The following is a 19,812-nucleotide window of genomic DNA, read 5'->3' on the forward strand; positions in this document are numbered from 1 at the left end:
GGAGCACCCCCTCGCCGCAAGCGCATAGCGCCGCGCCGCGAGGCCGGGCGATCTCCGGCCCCGTCAGCGCGGGCGCGCTGGGCGCGGCCGGCCGCGCGCCCCGGCGGGCTACGCCGCCGTGCGTCCCGCGTTCCAGCCGGCCGCGAACTCCTCGATATGCGCCTTCAGGTAGGCGCACTCGCGCCGTACGATCCTCGTCGCGAACACGTCCTGCAGCAGCCTGTCGGCGACCTTCCCCAGGAAGGGGAGGTTGAGCGAGCCGCGCAGCTCGTCCGAGAGCAGCGTCGCCCCGTCGGGCAGCGCCTTCAGCCGGTACTGGGACGAGTGCGGGAAGCTGCCCCTCGGCTCCTTGAGATCCGTCTCGACCCAGCCGATCCCCACCCCCTCTTCCCAGTGGGTCACCCGCGCCACGCGCACCTCAGGAGCGCTCCCGAAGAACGAGTGAACGATGTGCACGCGCGTGCCTTTGCCCCGGCGCTGGTCGGTCTCGAAGCGCATCGAGACGTGGAATTCGTTCACCTTCGTCAGGCGCTCGAGGTCGCTGATCCACGCCCATGCGATCTCGATCGGCGCCTCGACACGGATGCTCTCCTGGATGTACAGCACTGGAACCCTCGCTTTCCTCTGGGTAACCCGGCGCGATGACCGTAGCACGGCGGGGACGGGCTCACCGGTACCCCTGCTCGCGGCGCTCCGAGCCCTCGGCCCGAGGCAGAGTCAGGATGTTCCTGTATCGGACCCGATCGCCGTCGTCCTGGAAGCGCTTCAGGGTAAGCTCGCGGTCGGATCCATCATGTCCCGCTCTCCCATTCCGACCTGGTGCTTCGCCGTGGTGCTGGTGAAGCTCGGGAACCGCTTCCTCCTGGTGCACGAGCGCAAGCACGACCAGCTCTGGTACCTGCCCGCGGGCCGGGTCGAGCCTGGCGAGACGTTCGCGGAGGCGGCGCGCCGCGAGGCGCTGGAGGAGACGGGCGTCCCCGTGCAGCTGCAGGGCATCCTGCGCATCGAGCACAGCCCGACCTCGCTGCAGGCGCGCTTGCGGGTGCTCTTCCTCGCGCGCCCGGCTGGCGACACGCCGCCGAAGAGCGAGCCGGACGAGCACTCGCTCGAGGCGCGCTGGGTCACGCTGAAGGAGATCAAGGCCCTGCCGCTGCGCGGCCCCGACGTGGAGCCGCTCTGCCGCGACGTGCTGGCGGGGGCGCCCGTGTTCCCGCTGTCGCTGCTCGGGCCCGAGGGGGAGCCGCTCCTGTGAGCGGCGCGCCCGCCGCCGGCCGAGGCGGCGGCTCCGGCGCCCGGCGCGGCCCTCCCGCTCAGACCTGGCCGCTGGCCTTCCACCTCTCGAAGCAGCGCCCGGTGAGCGCCTCGAGCTCGGCGAAGAGCGCTGGCTCGTTCGTCTTGAAGTTGAAGCACGACTTGCCCTGCATGCGCTTCCTGAGCTCCGGGCTGATGCCGCCGAGCAGCTCGGGGTTCGTGTAGACCGGCATGAGGTAGAAGCTCGTGTAGGCGCGACCCGCCCGCGTGGCGCCGAAGAAGAGCGGCTTCCCGTTCGGCCCTTTCGTGCGCGTGTCGAGGTAGTAGTTGTCGGGCGTGTCGTGCACGACAACGAGGTGGCGCGCGTGCCGCTGGAGGATGCTCCGCAGCGCCTCGAAGGTGCTTGTCTTGCCGTCGGTGCCCGCGCCCTTGGTGGCTGTCGCTTTGGTGGCCGCGCCCTTGGTGGCTGTTGCTCTGGTGGCCGCGCCCTTGGTGGCCTTTGCTGAGCCGGCGTTCCCGGTCGCCTTCGTGCCCGTGGCCGACTTTGCCTTCACTGAACCCGCGGTCTTCGTCGTCGTCTTCTTCTTTGTCGTGGCCACGCTCGATCCTCCTGGGCCGAGGGTACACAGCGCGTCCCGCGGTTGCCTATCCGCTTGCGCCTAGAGCTTCAGCTTCATCCCCTCGTGGCTCGCCACGAAGCCGAGCCGCTGGTAGAAGCGGTGCGCACGCAGGCGCGTCTTGTTCGAGGTGAGCTGCACGCGGAAGCACCCCCGCTGCCGCGCCTCGTCGATGGCCCAGCGCATCATCGCCTCGCCGACCCCGCGGCTGCGCAGGCTCGGGTCGACGATCACGTTCTCGATCTGCGCCACCCGTCCTCCATGGTTCGCCACGTACTGGATGATGGTCAGGTGAAATGCTCCGGCGACGCGACCCTCGACCTCGGCGACCATCAGCGCGTTGTTCGGATCCTCGGCGATGGCCGCGAGCGCCTCGCGGTAGCATGGATCGAGCGGCGGACCCGGGTGGTCCGTCTTCATGTTGCCCTCGTCGGGGATTGAAAAGAGATAGATGACCGTCGGCAGGTCTGCCTCGACGGCGCGGCGGATGGTGGGTGCGAGCTGCGGTTGGCTCATGCCGCCATTCTGCCCCATCGCGCGGCGGCGCTGGGACCCGTGAGCCACCATCGCGCGCTCGTCGCGCTCGTCGCGCCGGCCCGCGCGCCCCGCCGCCCGCCCGGCCACCCATCTCGCCCCCCCGGCGGCCCTCACGTGCCCGCGCGCGAGGTGCTCGCCAGCAGCGCCAGCAGCAGCTCGGCCACACGCCGCATGAACCCGTAATCGAGCGTCCCCGGCAGGTCCGTGCCGCGGTGATAGTTGGGATTGCGGAACTCGGCCGTGTCGGTCCAGAGCACCGCCGGGATGCCGGCCTTCCAGAACGGCGCGTGATCGCTCCGGTGGAGCACCGGCAGCAGCCGGTCCACGCCGAGGTACGTCTTCAGCCCGACCACGCGCAGATCCGGCGTCGCTTCCTTCGCCGCGCGGACGATCGCGGAGACGCTGGCGTTCGACGGCCCGCTCCCCAGGAGCCCCAGGAAGTCGCCCACGTCCGGCATCCCCGGGATCGGCACGGGCAGCGGCGCGCGCTGCGAGCCGCGGGCGCGCGACGTGAAGCCGACCATCTCGAGGACGTGCGCCTCGCGCACGCGGAGCCCGCGCCGGTGCGCGAGGCGCGCCACGAAATCGGCGCTGCCCGCCAGGCCGTCCTCCTCGCCGTTGAACGCGACGAACGCGACCGGCGCCCCGGGCGCGGCGCGGGCGAGGGCGCGCGCGACCGCGAGCGCCACCGCGACGCCGCTCGCGTTGTCGTCGGCGCCCGGCGACGAGGGGACGCTGTCGTAGTGCGCGCAGACGAGCGTGCACGCCTCGCCCTCGGCGCGCTCGGGCACGGCGACCACGTTCCGGAGAGGCCCCTCGATCGACGTCCGGTAGCCGAGCGCGGCGAACAGATCCCCGAGCCGCTCGCCGATCCGCTGGTTCACGGCGGCCTGATGCCAGAAGTTCCGCCGGACCGAGAGCCACCGGACGTGCTCGCGCAGCTCCTCCTCGTCCACGCCGGACATCGCCTGAAGCGCCGGCGCGCTCTGCGCTCGCGTCTTGCTCACCCACATCGATGCCTCCCGTCTCCGCGCGTCCCCGCAAATCCACACGTGCCCGCAGTTCCCGCCGCACCCTCGTGGCGCCGCCCGTCTAACGCCCGTGTGCTTCCCCCTGTACTTACGTCGTAAGCTTATGGTGTAAGTCGCTATGCCGTCAAGCACCGGATCCGCCGAGAAGCACGGTCGCGGCGCGCTCTCTCGCGCGCGCATCCTGGAGGCGGCGCTCGGGCTCGTCGATCGCGAGGGGCTCGCGGCGCTCAGCATGCGCCGCCTCGGCGCGGAGCTCGGCGTCGAGGCGATGTCGCTCTACAACCACGTCCCGAGCAAGGCCGCCGTCCTCGACGGCTTGCAGGAGGTGATCCTCGATGCGCTGCCGCTCCCGTGTCCTGCGCCCGACTGGGTCGAGGTGCTGCGGGGCGCGGCGCGCGCGTTCCACGGCGCGCTCGCCGCCCACCCCAACGCGCTCCCGCTGTTCGCGTCGCGCCCGCCGGTGACCCCGGCCGCGCTCCGCCACGTCGACGCGGCGCTCGGCGTCCTGCGCGGCGCCGGCTTCGGCCCTGAGGCGTGCGTCGGCGCGTACCAGGCGCTCATCGCCTTCGTCGTCGGCCACGCGCTCGCGTCGTCCGGCCCGGCTGGCGACGCCTCGGCCCCTCGCCACGGTGCGCTGTCTCGCGAGGAGCTCCCCCACCTGACCGCGGTCGTCTCGGGACTGAAGGGCCACGACGCCCGACAGGACTTCGAGTTCGGCCTCGACGCCCTGCTCATCGGGCTCCGCGCGAGGGCGATGGCCGAGCGCTAGCCCCGCGCGTCAGACCTCCCGCCAGGGAAACTTCATGTTCTCTTCCTTCTCTAGGCCTCTGGGATTCTGATTCATCCCCTGTGCACCTTCTGGACACAGGCAGTCGAGCCGTGCACAGTCACCGCACCACAGCGTCGACCCAGAGGACGATAGATGCGCGTCATCAACACAGCTTGCATTCCCGCGATCGAGTCCCTGAAGACCGACGAACGCACCCTCCTGGGGCTGTTCAAGGATTTCAGGGAGCACCCGGAGCTCTCGGCTTTCTTCCCGGAAGCGTGCCGACTGTCTTTGAGATGGGTGCGCCTCTCTCCGGATCAGCCGTTCAGCCCTCGTGAGCTCCCGAAAAGAGGCATGCTCGTCATCACCGATGGTTCCGGCGAGGTGCTCGGCGGTTCGCCCCGGCGGGTCCAGGTCGGAGACGTCGTGCTGGTCCCTCCCGGCGGGCTCCCCGGGCTCGTGGGCGGGGCGCCTGGCGGGCTCTCTGCGATATCCATCCATTTCGAGGGCGAGGGCGCTCGCTGGGACACGCCCTGTCTCTGCGCGACGCCGGCGCCGGACGGCCCGGGCGAGGACCCCTCGCGCGGCGCCGCGCCCCCCCTGGAGCGCCTCGTCGAGGAGAACGAGGTCCATGCGCGGGAGTTCGCCGGCAGCCCCCTCATGCGGCTCATCCGGTCCGAGCGCGCCCGCGGCGACGACGTGAAGCGACGCATGCTCGGCGCGCTCCAGATCTGGTCGGACGCGTTCCAGAAGGTCCTGTGCGCCCGGGTCGTGTTCGAGTCGCACCCCGCGGCCATCGCGATCGCCGAGCGCCACCTGGCCGACGAGGTCGGTCACAACCGGCGGCTCGCCCGGATGCACGGCCCGTCGCGCGTGCCGTCCTGGGACCGCGGCATCGCCGCGGCGTCGTCCTGGTTCATCGAGCGGATGGGCTCCGCGTCCACCGAGGAGCGGACCGTCCTCGTCCACTTCGTCATCGAGCGTTGCGCCGATGTCCTCCTCACGGCGGCCCAGGCGCTCTTCCCCGGCTCGAACTACTTCTCCACGCACGCCCAGGTGGACGCCGACCACTTCAAGCTGGGCTACGAGCTCCTGAAGAGCTTCCCCGGCCTCGACGTCGCCTCGCTCCGCGGCGCGCTCACCGAGGGGTGGCAGATGATGAACATGATCTGCCAGCGCATCAACGACATCGCCGAGGGCAGCGGCGCGGCGTTGGATCTGCCGCCGTCCTACGGACCCACCGGCGATTCACAGCGCGTGCCCTCGATGGCTCCCGCCGCGGAGTGAGCTGCGCGAGGCGATGATGATGTGAAGAGATGAGCCACAGGGGAACAGAGGGCACAGAGGAGAGACAGAGACGAGATATCTACTGTTCTCTCTCCTCTGTGCCCTCTGTGCCCTCTGTGCCCTCTGTGGCTCATTCTCCGTCGGTGATCCCCGGAGCACCCGGGGCCACGCGCTAGCTCGCGGCCTTCACCACGTCGGTGATGCCCTGCACGCTCTTCGCGCTCTTGGCGAGCATCTCCTTCTCCTCCGCGGTCAGCGGCAGCTCGACGATCTTCTCGATGCCCTTGCCGCCGAGCACGACCGGCACGCCCATGTAGATGTCCTTGTAGCCGTACTCGCCGTCCAGATAGGCGGCGACCGGCAGCAGCCGCTTCTGATCGAGCAGGAAGCTCTCCGCCATCGCGACGGCGCTCGAGGCCGGCGCGTAGTAGGCGCTCGTCCCCATGAGCCCGACGATCTCGCCGCCGCCCTTGCGCGTCCTCGCGATGAGCGCGTCGAGCTTCTCCTTGCTGATGAGCTCGGTCGCGCGCACGCCGTTGATCGTGCACGCCGACGGGATGGGCACCATGTCGTCGCCGTGGCCGCCGAGCACCATCGCGCGCACGTCCTTCACGGAGACGTTCGCCTCGCGCGCCAGGAACAGCTGGAAGCGCGCGCTGTCGAGCACGCCCGCCATGCCGAGCACGCGCTCGCGCGGGAAGCCGGTGCGGCGCTTGAACTCGTACACCATCGCGTCGATCGGGTTCGAGATCACGATCACCAGCGCGTTCGGGCAGTGCTCCTTCGCGCCGTCCGCCACGCTGCGGATGATCGGCAGGTTCGTCGCGACGAGGTCGTCGCGGCTCTGGCCCGGCTTGCGCGGGATGCCGGCCGTGATGATGAGGACGTCGGCGCCGGCACAGTCGGCCCAGCTCGAGGTCCCCTTGATCGACGCGTCGTAGCCGAGGACGGCGCCGTTCTGCTCGAGGTCGAGCGCCTTGCCTTTCGCGAAATCGGTCTTCTGGGGGATGTCGAAGAGCACGACGTCCCCGAGCTCCTTGCGCGCGATGAGGGCCGCGAGCTCCCCGCCGATGTTTCCGGCGCCAATGAGGGCGATCTTCTTTCGGTTGGCCATGGGCGGCCCTTTACCACCCCCCCGGCCGGGGACCAACGGGGCTCCCGGGTGGGCCGCCGGGAAGGAACTCGGCCGGCGGCTTCGGAAACCTGTCGACTCGGCCGGCGAGGCCGGGTAAGCCGCGCCCCATGGTCACCGAGGACGATCTGCGCACCGCGCTCGGCCGGGTGCTCGAGCACACCTCGCTCGTGGGCCCCTTCGCCCGCTACGAGGGCAAGGTGCGGGACTGCTACACGACGCCGGACGGCCGGCGCCTGCTCGTCGTCACTGACCGTATCAGCGCCTTCGACCGCGTGCTCGGCACGCTGCCGCTGAAGGGGCAGGTGCTGAACCGGCTCTCTTCCTTCTGGTTCGAGCGCACGCGCGGCGTCGCGCCGAACCACATGCTCTCCCAGCCCGACCCGAACGTCCTCGAGGCGCTCGAGTGCACGCCGCTGCCGGTCGAGATGGTGGTGCGCGCCTACGTGACGGGCGTGACCTCGACCAGCATCTGGACGCACTACGCGCGCGGCGAGCGCGTCTTCTGCGGCCACCGGCTCCCCGACGGCCTCCGCAAGAACGAGCGCCTGCCGCGGGCGATCCTGACCCCGAGCACCAAGGCGCCGAAGGGCGGGCACGACCTCTCCGCCTCGCGCGAGGAGATCCTCGCCCTCGGGACGATCACGCCGCGCGACTTCGACGCCGCCGCCGAGATGGCCCTGGCGCTCTTCGATCACGGCGCCCGCTACTGCGAAGGCCAGGGGCTCATCCTCGTCGACACGAAGTACGAGTTCGGCAAGGACCGGAACGGGAACATCGTCGTCATCGACGAGATCCACACCCCCGACTCGTCCCGCTTCTGGTTCGCGTCTTCCTACGCCGAACGCTTCGCGGCCGGCGAGGAGCCGGAGTCGTTCGACAAGGAGTACGTGCGCCGCTGGCTCGCCGCGCGGGGCTTCCAGGGCGACGGGCCGATCCCGCCGATCCCGGACGAGATCCGGATCGAGGCGTCCCGCCGCTACATCGAGGCGTTCGAGCGGATCACCGGCGCGGCCTTCGTCCCCGACCTCGAGGACCCGGCCGTGCGCATCCCGCGCAACCTGGGAGTGTAGGCGGGCGCTGCCGCGCCCGTACCCGTGCCAGCCGCGCCGAGAGCGCCTGGAGCAAAGCGAGTGAAAGCCGTCGTCACCGTCCGATTGAAGAAGGAAGTCCTTGATCCGCAGGGCGACGCCGTGAAGCGCGCCCTCACCTCGCTCGGGTTCCCCGGCGTGAAGGGCGTGCGCGTGGGCAAGCTCATCGAGATAGAGCTCGACCCCTCGCTCGGCAGCGCGCCCGATCTCGAGGAGCGGCTGAAGAAGATGGCCGACGAGATGCTGGCGAACACGGTCATCGAGGACTACGAGGTCACGGTCGCCAAGTAGCGCCGCCGCGCGGCGGGCCGGCGAGCGAGAGGCGCGGCGGGCAGCAGGGCCGATGTGCCGGGCGGCAGCGGGTGTGCCGCGCGCGGCCGCCCGCGGCTTCAGGCCTCGGGCGCGACGAGCTTCTTCGACCAGAGGATGGCGTCCTTGCGGGCGCGGCCGACGACGAGGTGGCGCGCCATCACGGCCGAGCGGCGAAAGCCGTTCGCGAGGAGCGCGGCGCACAGCTCCTGGTCGTCCGCGGGGGCGAAGGTGAACGTGCTGACGGCCCTCTCCTCGACGAGGCGCTCGCAGAGGGCGCCGATCGCCGCCGTCGTGGCGAGCCGCTCCGACTCGTGGCGCGGCGAGGAGAGGATCTCGAGGAACGAGTTGCCGAAGCACGACTGCATCTCCCACGCCGCGTGCAGGCTGAAGCCGCCCCGCGCCGAGAGCACGTAGCCCGTCCGCAGCGCGTCGCGCCCGAACGGCTCGAAGCCCGTGAGCGCCCGCCCCGCCCGCTGCGCGGCGGCGACGGCACGCCGCAGCTCCGGGCCGCTCGCCGGCGCGATCTTGATCGCGGGCAGCGGCCGTCCCTCGCTCTCCCGGAGCAGCCGCCGCGCGCGGGCGATCGTGCGCTCGGCGAGCAGGACCGCCGGCGAGCCCGCCTTGCCCTCGCCCTCGGCGCCCTCGTCGTCGCCGCTCTCCTCGCGCAGCGAAGGCGGCATCTCGGACACGACCGCCCCGAGGATCCACGCGTCGCTGCGCTTGTAGAAGCCGGGGATCGACCCCTCCCGGACGAACCCGAGGCGCGTCCACGTCGGCACCTCGTCGCGCTCGACCAGGGTGAAGATCTTCTCGACCCCCTCGCGCTTGGCGGCCGACAGGACGAAGCTCCGCTTGGACGGGGTCGGCCCCGCCCGGAAGTCGATGATGCGGAGCGTCCGGTGCCGTCGGTTGACCAGGAGACAGAGCGAAACAGCGTCGTTCCGGAACAGGAGCTCGTCGACACCGCTGCTCGACGCCGAAGAAAGGTTTCTCGCCGCCATACCCCTCGTGCTCTCCGGCGCAGGCGTGGTGCCTCGGGTCTCGCCGGCATTGCAGAGTTGCAAATTGCAGATCTGAAATGCCCCGTAGCAGCCGGGGCCCACAGCGTCAACGATGTCGGCGGACCGGGGGAATCTGGGGGGGCGCGGGACCGCGGCGCCGGCAGGGGAGCGGGCTCAGGAGGGAGCGGAGAGCCGGCTCGCGTCCGCCGGCTTGACGCCGAGCGCCAGGAGCGCGTCCTTGAGCTTGGCGCGCTGGAGGGAGATGCGGGTCGGCATGCCTCCGGAGATCTTGAACGTCTCGAGGAAGTTCACCCCGCTGTCGAAGCGGGCGGCGAAGGTGATGCTGTCGTTGTCGACGACGACGGAGATGGGCGCGCGCTCCTGGCCGATGAGGAGGAGCAGGGTCTTGTCGTAGGGCCCGCCTCGCTGCGAGGCGTCGACGAGGACAAGGCCTGGCTCGACGCGCTCGTAGCGGAGCGCGATCCGGCGGGTCTCGGCTTCCATGGTGGCGAGCTCGGCGCCGGCCTGATCGATGGGGGTCCAGAGCGACGGGTCGGCGAGGCCGGACGCGAGGTGCCGGACGATGAGGCCGAAGAGGGCCTGGTCGCGGGGGCGGGCGCGGAGGGCGCGGTCCATGCGGGTGGCGATCGGGCTCGGCACGCCGATGCGGGTGTCGATGGCGCGGGCGTCCTCGTCGCAGCCGGCGTAGGGCTCGACCCCGCCGCGCATCCACTTGGCGCCGCTGGCGAGGCCGTCGAAGTCGACGTGGCAGACGAGGGTGTCGACGCGCCCGGCGCGGGCGACGACCTCGGGGGTGACCATCTCGGGGCAGGCGCCGTGCTCGGCCTTGGTCGACAGGACGAAGCGGGGATCGCCCGCGAAGCGCGCGTGGTGGGCGCTGTCGTGGTGGTCGACCCAGGCGGCGAGCCGCGGCCCGAGCTCCTGGATGAGGGGGAGCGTGACCGTCTCGAAGCTCTTCCCTCCCGCCTCCGAGGCGAAGGCGATGTCGAGCACGGCGACGTTGCCGCGCAGGTCGCGGGCGCGCGGGAGCTTGCGAGGGGAGGCGAAGGCGAGATCGAATCCGTGCATGGCGTGGCTTCCCGGGGGGAGGCGGGTACGGTCCAGCCGGGCTGCCTCGGATGAGCCGCCTCGGGGCGCCCTGCTCAATACACCGGAAACGACTGAAGCGCTGCGGGGTAGGACCTTTCTCGGGCGGAGCCTGAATGATCCGCTAGGATGATCCGACCAACGGCACGGACGGCTCGGCGCGCCGGGCGGTCCTGCAGGTTGCCGCGCCGCAGGAGGCCGGCGGCTCCAGGGGAGACTCGACAAGAGAGGACCGCGCGTGCGAGCGCCGCGAGCGCGGGACCGCCGGCCTACGTCGGAGGAAGTGGATGAGAAGCGACGTTCTGGGACTTGGTCTTCTGGCTCTTGGGGCGGTGCTCTGCGGCGCGGGGCTCCCGGGCGTGCCGGCCATCTCCGAGGCCAGCGCCGAGCCCGCGCAGGTGGCGGTGTCGGCCGCGCAGGTGACCGGGGCGGCCGCGCAGGCGGCGGTGTCCGGGCCGACCTGCAAGCTGAAGGGCACCGCGCCGGTGCCCAAGGGCGCTCGGCTCTACGACGCGCCGAGCGGCGGCCGGACGCTCGCGAGCTTCACCGGCGCGCTGGTCCCGATGACGCTGAGCGCGATCCCGGCGGATCCGGCGTCGAGCCGGGCGCGGCTGAGCACGTCGGAGGGCTCGCCGGCGCTGCGGATCGACGGTTACGTCGCGCCCTCGGACGTCGCTGTGTTCACGACGCGCGACATCCCGGTCATCGCCGGGCACGTCTGGATCTCGAGCGCGCAGAGGGTGAAGCTCGTCGCGGCCACGGGCGACTCGCTCCGCGCGGAGCTCTCGATCTCCGGGACCGAGGGGCAGACGGCGAAGGGCTCGGCCTCGTGCGACGCCTTCGCGCTGCAGCGCGGCGTCCCCGTGAGGATGGAGGTCCCCGGCAGCGCCCGCGGTTACCTGATGAAGACGTCGACGATCGAGCTGTTCGATCGCGCGGGCGGCGACGTGATCTTCACGCTGAAGATGCTCGAGGGGACGGCCCAGCTCTTCTGGAGCACCGAGGCCAAGGACGGCTTCGTCCACCTGATGTCGCGCGGCGACCTCACGATCGACGCCTGGGCGCGCCTCAAGGACCTGGAGCCGCTCAAGAAGGGCGAGATGATGGACCAGTACATCCCGCCGACGACCGCGGTGGCCGGCGCGCAGCTGGCGCTCGACAAGGCGCCGCCGATCGTGAAGGCGACGAAGGCCATCCCGGTCCGCGCGCGGCGCGACGAGAAGGAGAAGCCGGTCGGCGAGATCGAGGCCGGGGCGGAGATCTACCTGCTCGAGACGGTGGCGGGCTGGACGAACGTGCTCCCGAAGGCGCTCGGCATGACGCCGCCGGACGAGGGCGGCTTCTGGATCCCCGCCGCCGAGACGCCGAAGTAGTGATGGCGTCCGGGCCCGCCGCGGCGCGCGGCGGGCCTGCTCGAACGACGCGCTGCAGCGAAGCGGCGCGTCCGCGGCGCGACGCCGGCGCGACGCGCTCCGCGGGGCGCAACTCTCGCTCAACTCGCGAGCGCACCGCCGCGCGGCGCGACTACGATGGCGCGCATGCGCAGATCGCCGTTTCGTTCCGGGTGGCGTCGCGCCGGCGCCGCCGTCGGATGGATCGCAGCCTCCTCGACCCTCCTCGGCAACGCCGCCGCGCAGGTCGCGCCCGTGGTGCTCCCTCAGGCGGCGGGCCAGCAAGCGCTCGCCGTCCGCATCGACGCGGGCGGGATCACCGCCCGCGTCTGTCCTGCCGCGGCGGCGTGCGCGCCCGAAGGCGGCAAGGTCCTCGCCGTGGCTCCCGAGGTCGCGCCGCTGCTCGGCGGCGCGCGCGTCGTGCCGGTCACCCTGGCCGACGGCAAGCGCCTCGCGAAGATCGAGGCGCCGGTCGCCGCCACGCCGGCCGGCGCCGCCGCGACAGCGCTCGGCGCCGGGGGCGGCAGCTGGGTGATGCTGCTCGCCGCGCCGCTCGCGGGGAAGGGGACGGAGCCGGTCGTCCTCTGGAGCGGCTGGACCGGCGTCTCCACCGGGGAGCACGGCGAGGGGCGGAGCGACGCCGTCGTCGTGGAGCCGCTCGGCAGCGGCAGCCGCGTGCTCGTCGGCCAGCTGCGCGACGACGTGACGATCTGCGGGCGCCCGGCGCTCGTCGGGGCGAGCGAGGTCGATCCGCGGACGATGACGCTCCTGAAGGGGGCGAGCTTCCAGAACCTCCCGCTCGAGGAGCGGCGCGCGGCGAGCAAGGTGGCCGCCGAGCGCCGCGAGGCCGAGGCGGCCGCGCCCGCTTTCAGGCTGCTGCGCCCGACCGCGGCGTCGAGCGCCGTCGGCAAGCGCTTCGCGGAGATCGCCGACGGCGACCCGAAGACCGCTTGGTCCGAGGGCAAGGCGGGCGCGGGCCGGGGCGAGTTCGTGTCGCTCTCGTCGGCGGACGAGGTCGGGATCACCGGCCTCGGCCTGCGCATCAAGCCGACCGAGGCCGTGGACGGCGGCGCCGCGCCGCGCACGCTCTTCGTGGCGACGCCCGATCGGCTCTTCCAGGTGAGCCTGCCCGAGGACGCGTGGCTCAAGGAGACCGCCGGCTACGAGCTGAAGCTGCCCGAGGAGATCAGGGCCTCGTGCATCGCCGTCGTCCTCGACGACGCGTACGCGCCGCGCGGCGCGCCGGCGGGGGCAGGGGACCGCGGCGCCCCGTCCGGGCCGGAGGTGCGCGTCACGATCGCCGAGATCACGGCGCGCACGGCGTTCGACGGGCAGGGCCCGGCGGCGCTCGTCGGCGCGCTCGCGGGCGGCGGCGAGCGCGCCAGGGCGGCCGCGGCGCTGCTCGCGCGCAGCGGCCCGGAGGCGGTCGAGGCGGCGATCGCCGGCTACGACAAGCTCGATCCGGCGGGCAGGCAGCTCGCGGCGGGCGTGATCGACACGGCGCCTTGCGCGGTGCAGATCCCGTTCTTCACCGCGCGGCTCGCGTCCGGCGCGGCGGCGGCCGCGCCGCGACGGTCCTCCCGCGCCGCGCCGCCCGAGCCGGATCCCGAGCTCCACCACGCGCGCGATCGCGTCCGCCGCTGCGGGCGCGCGGCCGCGCCGGCGCTCGCCGAGATCGTGAAGGGGGGCGCGGCCGCGGCCAGGGTGACGGCGGCCCGCGAGCTCGCGCTCGTGGCGCCCGCCGAGGCGATCCCGGCGCTGCTCGACGCCCTCGCCGGGGCGCGCGGCGCCACGCGGCGCGAGCTCCGGGCCGCGCTCGCGCTGGCGGCGCGGAGCGAGCGCGCCGCCGACGTCGTCGAGGCGGAGGTGCAGCTCGACCGGCTGCGCGCCCGCCCCGAGGAAGCGCAGCTCGATCTGCTCCGCGCCCTCGGGCCGTCGCTCGGGCGCGTGAAGGGCGGCGGCGCCGCGTTCCAGGCGCTCGCCTCTGCGGCGAGCGCCCCCTTCGAGCGGCGTTACCTCCTCCAGGCGCCGGCGGCGGCGCTCGCCCGCGCCGGCGAGGCGCCGGCCGAGGCGTACCTGCGCGCGTCGCTCCGGAAGGACGCCGACGCGCACGTGCGCCTCCGCGCCGCCGAGGTGGCGGCGGACGTCCCGGCCCTCGCGCCGGACCTGCTCGCGGCGGCCTCCGATCCGGAGGTGCGCGTGCGCGAGGCGGCGATCGTGGCGCTCGCGCGCGCGGCCTCCGCCGGGGCGAAGCTGCCCGCCGGCGCGCCCGCGGCGCTCGCGGCGCGGCTCGCCTCGGATCCGTGGACGTTCATCCGCGGCAACGCCGCGCTCGCGATCGGCGCGATGCCGGCGACGCCCGCGGGCGATCGGGCGCTCGTCGGGGCGCTCGCCGACAGGGCGCCCGAGGTGCGCCGGAGCGCGCTCGACGGGCTCGGCGCGCACCGCGCGGCCGCGCACATCGAGGCCGTGCGCGATCTCGCGGAGGACAAGGAGGAGGACGTCGAGGTGCGCGCGCGGGCGATCCTCGCGCTCGGGGCGATGTGCGACGCGAGCTCGGTCGACCTGTGGACGCGCCTCGCGCTGCGCGCGAAGGCGCCGATGGGCGAGCGCGATCAGCGGCTCGGCTCGGCGGCCCTCGCGGCGCTCGGCGCGGTGCACCCGGCGGACCTGCCCGCGCGCCTCAAGCCGCTCCTCGACAAGGACACGCCGCACGGCCTGCGCGAGACGGCGAGGGCCGCGCTCTCCGCGGCGCCGCAGTGCCGCCGGTGAGCCGCGCCGCTGCCGAGCGGCTCACCGCGCGCCGCGGACGGTCCGCCGCGGCAGCACGGCGCGCGCGCGCGCGATCCACTCCGTGAGCGAGGCGGCGTCCTGGGGGACGGCGTCGAGGTCCGCGTCCTCCACGACGCGCACCAGGGCGGCGCCGTCGTCCGGCATCATGCCCTTCGCGGCGAGCATCGCCTGCGCCCTGAGGGGCGAGAGCTCCTCGGTCGCCTTCTCCCCGAGGAGCGCGAGGATCCAGCCTCCGAGCGCCGGCACGGCCACGCCGCCGATCACCTCGGGCGGCGCGGACAGGATCGACGACACGCGCCGGATGCCCTCCGCGACCGCGTCGCGGCGCGCCGGATCGCGATCGATGTCGCGGGAGAACGCGAGCACGTCGCACCCCGCCTCCTGCGCGTCGAGGGCCGCGCCGAGCACGTGGCGCGTGTCCTCGTGGGTCGCTCCGCGCGCGTTGTACTTCCGGATGCTCTTCCACTCGCGGGCGCCGCCGACGACCCACCCGCTCGGCTGGACGCGGGTGAGCAGGGTGAAGAGCACGCCGGGGCGTTTGTCCGATTGGAAGGCGGGAGCGCCGGCGCGGCTGCCGAGCTCGTTCTCGCCTTCGCCGACCAGGAAGACCCTGGTCTTCTCGGGCGGCTTCATCACGGCCGCGGGCCTCCTCCGAGGAGCGCCGCCTCGTCCGCGCCGTTGGCGTAGCTGAGCCAGAGCTCGCCCAGCGCGTACACCCGCGCGCGGTCCTCGAAGCCGGGCGTGTCCAGGATGCGCGTGGCCTTCATGCCCTGCTCGCTCGAGCGGGTGACGACCGTGACCTCCTCGGGCTGGAGCTCGTTCACGACGAGCGGGCTGTGCGTCGCGAGGAGGACCTGGGTCTTCTCGGAGACGATGCGCAGCGCGCGCATCACGTCGGCGATGCGCGCGGGGTGGAGCCCGTGCTCGGGCTCCTCGACCAGGAGCAACGGCATCGGATCGAGGTGCGGCAGCGCGGCGAAGGCGAGGTAGTAGAGCATCCCCTCGCTCATGAGCGCCGCCGGGACGACCCCGCCGCCCTCGAGCTTCACCCCGATGGCCTTCGTGATCGGGCTCGGGTTGCCGAGGTGGATGCTCTTCACGCTGGGGAAGAGGCGGGTGAGCTCCTCGTTCAGGTCGATGTAGGCCGACAGGTCGCGGCTGATGACGGCGTCGTAGACGGCCGGCAGGCCGGTGCCGCGCTCGTCGGCGAAGCAGAGCGGCTGCCCGTCGGGGATCAGCGGGTGCGGCGACCGGAGCGCGTCGGGGTCGAGCCGGAGCATCTGCGTGCCGCGCAGCGCCTGGACGATGTCCGGCGCGGGGCGCTCGGGGTTCGGCGCGCCGTTCGCGCCGTCGTCCTCGTCCGCGTCGTCGAGCAACGAAGGGGGCTCCAGGTCCCTCGGGAACGACGTGGCGCGCACCCGCCCCGCCGCGTCGAGCTCCACGCGCCACGTCGTGGTCGCCGCCGACACCTCGAACACGGCCCCGCCCGGCGCCTTGCTCGCCGGGCCGGCGCGCCCGAGCGTGTCGGGGGCCGGCGCCCCGAGCGCCCGCTCCAGCACGGAGGAGAGGGTCCGGAGCGCTCGCAGCACGGTGCTCTTGCCGCCGTCGTTGGGTCCGATCAGCGCGTGCAGCGGCGTGAGCTCCAGCGTCGCGTCCTGAACGCAGCCGTAGCCCTGGATGCGGAGCTGCTCGACGTAGGGTCGGTCCATCGCGATCGACGCCAGCATACCCGCGCGCGCGCCGGCAACAAACTTGGCCCATCCCCGGCCGTCCCTCTACGCCGCTGAGTCATGCGCCGCCTTCCGCCGATCGCGCTTCTCCTCGTCGCGCTGGCCGCCCCCGTGGCCATCGGCCTCGGCGCTCGGGACGCCAGCGCCAGCGTCGCTTATGAGTCGCCTTACACCTTCGAGCAGACCTTCGGCACGGCGCTGCGCCTCGTGCGCGTCGATCTCGGCTTCAAGCTCGTGGAGAAGGACGTCTCGAACGGCTACCTGCTCTTCGAGTACCGGAGCCCGGAGAGCGGCAGCCGGGTGACGCAGGGGTCGATCGAGGTCGTGAACGGCAACGCCGGCGTGCACGTCGCCGTGCAGCTCCCCGCGATGCCGCAGTACCACGAGCAGGTGCTCCTCGACGGCCTCGTGAAGAAGCTCGCCGCCGAGCACGGCGCCCCGCCGAAGAAGGCGCCGCCCCCGCCGCCGCCCGCCGACGCGCGTCCCCCCGACGCGCCTCCCCCCGACGCGGGCGCCCCCTAGCCGCTGCGCCGCACGTACTCGAAGTCGACCGGCTTGCCCTTGAGCCCCTTGGCCGGCGCGGCGATCCAGTTCGCCATCTGCTTCGGATCGAAGACCGGCTTCTCCATGAGGCTCCGCACGTAGGCCTCGTCGCTCGCGGTCGGCAGCCACTCGTCGCGCCGGCGCTCCCACTCCTCCTTCGAGAGCGGGTTGCCGTCGACGTCGAAGTGGAGCCCCGCGTAGATCCCCGAGCTCCGGTGGAAGCGCCGGCTCGGCAGCCTCAGCCTGAACGAGACGCCGGCCTCCTCGATCACCCGGTTCATCTTGTCGATCCCGCGCTGCGAGTCGCTCACGTACTCGTCGCGCAGCACCTCGTTCATCGCGTTGCGGAGCGGCACCTCCTCGCGCCGCCACCCCGACACCGCGCCGCCGCCCGCCGCGACCGGCACCTCGAGCGCGTACACGCCCTCGATCGCCCGGTGATCCGCGTACGACTCCTCCTTCGCGCGCCCCTTCACGCTCGACGCGAAGAACGACGCGGCGTTCGAGGAGATCTCCCCCCCGAAGAGGTCCAGCGACAGCGAGTACCAGAGGTTCAGGTACCTCTGCATCGTCGGCAGATCGACGCCGCCCTCGGCGCGCGCGTCCTCGTTCTTGTTGCGCTTCATCAGCTCGCACGTCCGCTGGCAGATGCGGAGCAGGCCCGTCTCGCCGACGAACATGTGGTGCGCCTCCTCGGTCAGCATGAACCGCGTCGTGCGCGACAGCGGATCGAAGCCGCTCTCCGCCAGCGCGAGCAGCTGGTACTTGCCGTCGCGGTCCGTGAAGTAGGTGAACATGAAGAACGAGAGCCAGTTCGTGCACGGCTCGTTGAAGGCGCCCAGGATCCGCGGCTTGTCCGGGTCGCCGCTCCGCCGCTCGAGGAGCGCCTCGGCCTCCTCCCGGCCGTCGCGGCCGAAGTGGCTTTGCAGGAGGTACACCATCGCCCAGAGGTGCCGCCCCTCCTCGACGTTCACCTGGAACAGGTTCCGCAGGTCGTAGACGCTCGGGCAGCTCTGGCCGAGCAGCCGCTGCTGCTCGACGCTCGCCGGCTCCGTGTCTCCCTGCGTCACCACCAGCCGGCGCAGCATGTTCCGGAGCTCCCCCGGCACCTCGTGCCACACCGGCTCGCCGAGGTGATCGCCGAAGCCGATCTTCCGATCGGGCACCGGATCCGCGAGGAAGATGCCCCAGCGGTACTCCGGCATCTTCACGTAGTCGAAGTGCGCCCACCCCTCGTGGTCGACGCTGATCGCCGTGCGCAGGTAGATGTCGTCCGCCTGGAAGCCCGCGGGCCCCGTCTCCCGCCACCAGTCGATGAACTTCGGCTGCCACGCCTCGAGCGCGCGCTGGAGCTTCCTGTCCGACGCGAGGTCGACGTTGTTCGGGATCCTCTCCGAGTTGATGACTGCGCTCACGTCCGCCTCCAGTCGAATTCCGGGCGCTCGGGGCGCCCGTACATGGTCAGCGCGCCCCGCTGGCCCACCGCGTTGGGGCGCTGGAAGATCCAGTTCTGCCAGGCCGACAGCCGGGAGAAGATCTTCGTCTCCATCGTCTCGGGCCCGCAGAAGCGCAGGCTCGCCTCCATCCCGGTGAGCGCGTCGGGCGACAGGCTCACCCGCTCCTCGATCGCGAGCCGCACCTCGTCGTCCCAGTCCATCGCGTCGGGCGTGAAGGTGCAGAGCCCCTCCTCGAGCGCCTCCTCGGCGGACAGGAGCTCCTTCCTCTCCTTCAGGGCGTCGACGCGCTCCGGCGCGCCCAGGAAGCGCGACGCGAGCCGCGTCAGGCCGTTCGACATCGCGAGCGGGCCGAAGCTCAGCGAGCTGAGCCCGATGAACGCTGCCTCCTCGCCGTCCAGCATGTAGGACCGGTCCGCCGCGAGGGCGAGCTCGAACAGGCTCCCCGCGAAGCACGAGCCCGGCTCGATCAGCGCGAACACGCTGCGCGCCGTGAGGTCGAGCCGCTTCAGCACGCGCCGCATGTGGAGCAGGACCTCCCTCACGAACCAGTCGTCCCGGCTCGCCCACAGCGCCTCGTCCGCGGCCCGCACCGCCGCCGGGGAGCCCGTCGTCTTCAGCAGGACGAGGCCCACCGTCGGGTGGTTGAAGCGGAGATCGAGCAGCGCGTCGTCGAGCTCGCGGAAGGCCCGCAGCGCCCAGAGATCCGCGCCTGCGCGGCGCATCCCGCCGGCGTCCGACGGCCCGTCGCCCTCCGGCGCCCGCACGAGGATCTCCGCCGTCCGCGCGGCGCGGTCGACCTTCAGCGACACGTGGCGGTACTCGCAGGTGGAGACGTCGCCCTTCTCCGCGCGCCGCGCCTCGAGCGGCGCGAGCTTCACCCCGGGCCCCTCCCTGTCCGGCGTCGCCGCCGCGAGCTCGGCGGCGCGCTGGGCCACCGCCTGATCGAAGCGGCTCTTCGGGACCGAGCGATCGACGAGGCCCCAGTCCTGCGCGCGCTTGCCGCGCACCCCCTCGGCCAGGGTCGAGAAGACGTCCGCGAGGTCGCGCCGCACCTTGCGCTTGTCCACGAGCCGCGTGAGCCCCCCCGTGCCCGGGAGCACGGCGAGCAGCGGCGTCTCCGGGAACGAGACGGCGCTGCTCCCGTCGTCGCAGAGGTAGATCTCCTCGCACGCGAGGGCGAGCTCGTAGCCGCCGCCCGACGCGACGCCGTTCAGCGCCGCGAGGTAGCGCTGCCCGCTCTCGGCGCACGCCTCCTCGAGCGCGAGCCGCGTCTCGTTCGTGAACTTGCAGAAGTTGACCTTGAACGCGTGCGTCGACGACCCGAGCATGTAGATGTTCGCGCCCGCGCAGAAGATCCGCGGCTGCGCGCTGGTCACGACCACCGCCTTCACCTCGGGGTGCTCGAAGCGCAGCCGCTGCACGATGTCCGCGAGCTCGATGTCGACCGCGAGGTCGTAGCTGTTCAGCTTCAGCTGGTAGCCGGGCCGCATCGGCGCGTCCTCGTCGACGTCCATCGCCACGCGCGCGATCGCCCCGTCGAACGAGAGCTTCCAGTGCCTGTAACGGCCCGGCTCCGTCTCGAAGCGGAGGGGCGCGCCCTCGCCGGATGAGCCCTCTTCCCGGGCCCTGGTCTGCGGCGCTGCGGCCGCCGAAGGAGGAGAGGTGGTCGCTTCCATACCCGGTTGAGCCCACCACCCGGGCGCCCTCCCGTCAAGCAGTATAGTGCTTGATGAACATGGATTCATGAAATATAGTGCAGTACA

19 protein-coding genes are annotated in these 19,812 nt (G+C 72.6%); 8 read left to right on the plus strand and 11 right to left on the minus strand.

Annotated elements, in window-relative coordinates:
* Positions 1 to 108: 108 nt before the first annotated feature.
* A complete protein-coding gene (locus tag WME85_RS08160) occupies positions 109 to 606 on the minus strand; it encodes an SRPBCC family protein (protein ID WP_437836772.1) in 498 nt (165 codons plus the stop codon).
* Between the two features lie 187 nt (positions 607 to 793).
* Here WME85_RS08160 and WME85_RS08165 point away from each other — a divergent pair, with 187 nt between their 5' ends.
* Complete coding sequence (locus WME85_RS08165; protein WP_437308555.1) at positions 794 to 1,252, plus strand: NUDIX domain-containing protein; 459 nt, start codon at positions 794 to 796, stop codon at positions 1,250 to 1,252.
* A gap of 58 nt (positions 1,253 to 1,310) precedes the next feature.
* Here WME85_RS08165 and WME85_RS08170 read toward each other — a convergent pair whose 3' ends face one another.
* From WME85_RS08170 to WME85_RS08180, 3 genes are all read right to left on the minus strand, one after another.
* The gene (locus WME85_RS08170; RefSeq protein WP_437836775.1) at positions 1,311 to 1,850 is read right to left on the minus strand and encodes a hypothetical protein; all 540 of its coding nucleotides are present in this window, start codon (positions 1,848 to 1,850) and stop codon (positions 1,311 to 1,313) included.
* 60 nt (positions 1,851 to 1,910) lie between these two features.
* A complete protein-coding gene (locus WME85_RS08175) occupies positions 1,911 to 2,384 on the minus strand; it encodes a GNAT family N-acetyltransferase (protein ID WP_437836777.1) in 474 nt (157 codons plus the stop codon).
* A 131-nt stretch (positions 2,385 to 2,515) separates the two neighbouring features.
* A complete protein-coding gene (locus WME85_RS08180) occupies positions 2,516 to 3,412 on the minus strand; it encodes a M20/M25/M40 family metallo-hydrolase (RefSeq protein ID WP_437836780.1) in 897 nt (298 codons plus the stop codon).
* A 142-nt stretch (positions 3,413 to 3,554) separates the two neighbouring features.
* Between WME85_RS08180 and WME85_RS08185 the strand changes: the two genes are divergently transcribed.
* Together WME85_RS08185 and WME85_RS08190 are read left to right on the plus strand one after the other, a co-directional pair.
* Positions 3,555 to 4,205 (plus strand): TetR/AcrR family transcriptional regulator, encoded by a 651-nt coding sequence (locus WME85_RS08185; RefSeq protein ID WP_437836782.1) that lies wholly within the window; start codon positions 3,555 to 3,557, stop codon positions 4,203 to 4,205.
* Between the two features lie 153 nt (positions 4,206 to 4,358).
* Positions 4,359 to 5,492 (plus strand): hypothetical protein, encoded by a 1,134-nt coding sequence (locus WME85_RS08190; protein ID WP_437836784.1) that lies wholly within the window; start codon positions 4,359 to 4,361, stop codon positions 5,490 to 5,492.
* 172 nt (positions 5,493 to 5,664) lie between these two features.
* Here WME85_RS08190 and mdh read toward each other — a convergent pair whose 3' ends face one another.
* Complete coding sequence (gene mdh, locus WME85_RS08195) at positions 5,665 to 6,606, minus strand: malate dehydrogenase (protein ID WP_437836786.1); 942 nt, start codon at positions 6,604 to 6,606, stop codon at positions 5,665 to 5,667.
* Between the two features lie 128 nt (positions 6,607 to 6,734).
* Between mdh and WME85_RS08200 the strand changes: the two genes are divergently transcribed.
* Together WME85_RS08200 and purS are read left to right on the plus strand one after the other, a co-directional pair.
* Positions 6,735 to 7,697 carry a phosphoribosylaminoimidazolesuccinocarboxamide synthase gene (locus WME85_RS08200; protein WP_437836788.1) on the plus strand — a complete coding sequence of 321 codons (963 nt, stop codon included), beginning with the start codon at positions 6,735 to 6,737 and terminating at the stop codon, positions 7,695 to 7,697.
* Positions 7,698 to 7,757: 60 nt separating this feature from the next.
* On the plus strand, positions 7,758 to 8,006 hold the full coding sequence (gene purS / locus WME85_RS08205) for a phosphoribosylformylglycinamidine synthase subunit PurS (protein WP_437510464.1): 249 nt from the start codon (positions 7,758 to 7,760) through the stop codon (positions 8,004 to 8,006).
* 98 nt (positions 8,007 to 8,104) lie between these two features.
* Here purS and WME85_RS08210 read toward each other — a convergent pair whose 3' ends face one another.
* Positions 8,105 to 9,028 carry a hypothetical protein gene (locus WME85_RS08210; protein WP_437836790.1) on the minus strand — a complete coding sequence of 308 codons (924 nt, stop codon included), beginning with the start codon at positions 9,026 to 9,028 and terminating at the stop codon, positions 8,105 to 8,107.
* Positions 9,029 to 9,202: 174 nt separating this feature from the next.
* Positions 9,203 to 10,117, minus strand: coding sequence for a hypothetical protein (locus WME85_RS08215; RefSeq protein WP_437836792.1), 915 nt, complete (start codon positions 10,115 to 10,117; stop codon positions 9,203 to 9,205).
* Positions 10,118 to 10,422: 305 nt separating this feature from the next.
* Between WME85_RS08215 and WME85_RS08220 the strand changes: the two genes are divergently transcribed.
* A complete protein-coding gene (locus tag WME85_RS08220; protein ID WP_437836794.1) occupies positions 10,423 to 11,508 on the plus strand; it encodes a hypothetical protein in 1,086 nt (361 codons plus the stop codon).
* A 165-nt stretch (positions 11,509 to 11,673) separates the two neighbouring features.
* Positions 11,674 to 14,298: a HEAT repeat domain-containing protein gene (locus tag WME85_RS08225; protein WP_437836795.1), complete on the plus strand. Its 2,625-nt coding sequence runs from the start codon at positions 11,674 to 11,676 to the stop codon at positions 14,296 to 14,298.
* A gap of 21 nt (positions 14,299 to 14,319) precedes the next feature.
* On the opposite strand, the gene WME85_RS08230 is transcribed toward WME85_RS08225, so the two are convergent.
* Together WME85_RS08230 and WME85_RS08235 are read right to left on the minus strand one after the other, a co-directional pair.
* A complete protein-coding gene (locus tag WME85_RS08230; RefSeq protein ID WP_437842252.1) occupies positions 14,320 to 14,952 on the minus strand; it encodes a hypothetical protein in 633 nt (210 codons plus the stop codon).
* Positions 14,952 to 16,028, minus strand: coding sequence for an AAA family ATPase (locus tag WME85_RS08235; protein ID WP_437836797.1), 1,077 nt, complete (start codon positions 16,026 to 16,028; stop codon positions 14,952 to 14,954). The genes WME85_RS08230 and WME85_RS08235 overlap by 1 nt, the downstream gene beginning before the upstream one ends.
* 81 nt (positions 16,029 to 16,109) lie before the next feature.
* On the opposite strand from WME85_RS08235, the gene WME85_RS08240 reads away from it, so the two are divergent.
* The gene (locus WME85_RS08240; RefSeq protein WP_437836799.1) at positions 16,110 to 16,571 is read left to right on the plus strand and encodes a hypothetical protein; all 462 of its coding nucleotides are present in this window, start codon (positions 16,110 to 16,112) and stop codon (positions 16,569 to 16,571) included.
* Here the strand turns inward: WME85_RS08240 and boxB are convergent.
* Positions 16,568 to 18,007 carry a benzoyl-CoA 2,3-epoxidase subunit BoxB gene (gene boxB, locus WME85_RS08245; RefSeq protein WP_437836801.1) on the minus strand — a complete coding sequence of 480 codons (1,440 nt, stop codon included), beginning with the start codon at positions 18,005 to 18,007 and terminating at the stop codon, positions 16,568 to 16,570. The genes WME85_RS08240 and boxB overlap by 4 nt on opposite strands.
* The gene (gene boxC / locus WME85_RS08250; RefSeq protein ID WP_437836804.1) at positions 18,004 to 19,725 is read right to left on the minus strand and encodes a 2,3-epoxybenzoyl-CoA dihydrolase; all 1,722 of its coding nucleotides are present in this window, start codon (positions 19,723 to 19,725) and stop codon (positions 18,004 to 18,006) included. The genes boxB and boxC overlap by 4 nt, the downstream gene beginning before the upstream one ends.
* Positions 19,726 to 19,812: the final 87 nt, after the last annotated feature.

Origin of the sequence: Sorangium sp. So ce1153, assembly GCF_051521595.1 — a bacterium.
In the GTDB taxonomy this organism is placed as follows: domain Bacteria; phylum Myxococcota_A; class Polyangia; order Polyangiales; family Polyangiaceae; genus Sorangium.

Excerpts from the sequence above, each read along its gene's own strand:
- WME85_RS08230 (WP_437842252.1), bottom strand. The coding sequence starts at position 14,952 with ATGAAGCCGCCCGAGAAGACCAGGGTCTTCCTGGTCGGCGAAGGCGAG.
- WME85_RS08220 (WP_437836794.1), top strand. The coding sequence starts at position 10,423 with ATGAGAAGCGACGTTCTGGGACTTGGTCTTCTGGCTCTTGGGGCGGTG.
- WME85_RS08185 (WP_437836782.1), top strand. The coding sequence starts at position 3,555 with ATGCCGTCAAGCACCGGATCCGCCGAGAAGCACGGTCGCGGCGCGCTC.
- WME85_RS08235 (WP_437836797.1), bottom strand. The coding sequence starts at position 16,028 with ATGGACCGACCCTACGTCGAGCAGCTCCGCATCCAGGGCTACGGCTGC.
- WME85_RS08210 (WP_437836790.1), bottom strand. The coding sequence starts at position 9,028 with ATGGCGGCGAGAAACCTTTCTTCGGCGTCGAGCAGCGGTGTCGACGAG.
- WME85_RS08215 (WP_437836792.1), bottom strand. The coding sequence starts at position 10,117 with ATGCACGGATTCGATCTCGCCTTCGCCTCCCCTCGCAAGCTCCCGCGC.
- WME85_RS08200 (WP_437836788.1), top strand. The coding sequence starts at position 6,735 with ATGGTCACCGAGGACGATCTGCGCACCGCGCTCGGCCGGGTGCTCGAG.
- WME85_RS08165 (WP_437308555.1), top strand. The coding sequence starts at position 794 with ATGTCCCGCTCTCCCATTCCGACCTGGTGCTTCGCCGTGGTGCTGGTG.
- WME85_RS08175 (WP_437836777.1), bottom strand. The coding sequence starts at position 2,384 with ATGAGCCAACCGCAGCTCGCACCCACCATCCGCCGCGCCGTCGAGGCA.
- WME85_RS08190 (WP_437836784.1), top strand. The coding sequence starts at position 4,359 with ATGCGCGTCATCAACACAGCTTGCATTCCCGCGATCGAGTCCCTGAAG.
- boxC (WP_437836804.1), bottom strand. The coding sequence starts at position 19,725 with ATGGAAGCGACCACCTCTCCTCCTTCGGCGGCCGCAGCGCCGCAGACC.
- mdh (WP_437836786.1), bottom strand. The coding sequence starts at position 6,606 with ATGGCCAACCGAAAGAAGATCGCCCTCATTGGCGCCGGAAACATCGGC.
- WME85_RS08240 (WP_437836799.1), top strand. The coding sequence starts at position 16,110 with ATGCGCCGCCTTCCGCCGATCGCGCTTCTCCTCGTCGCGCTGGCCGCC.
- WME85_RS08225 (WP_437836795.1), top strand. The coding sequence starts at position 11,674 with ATGCGCAGATCGCCGTTTCGTTCCGGGTGGCGTCGCGCCGGCGCCGCC.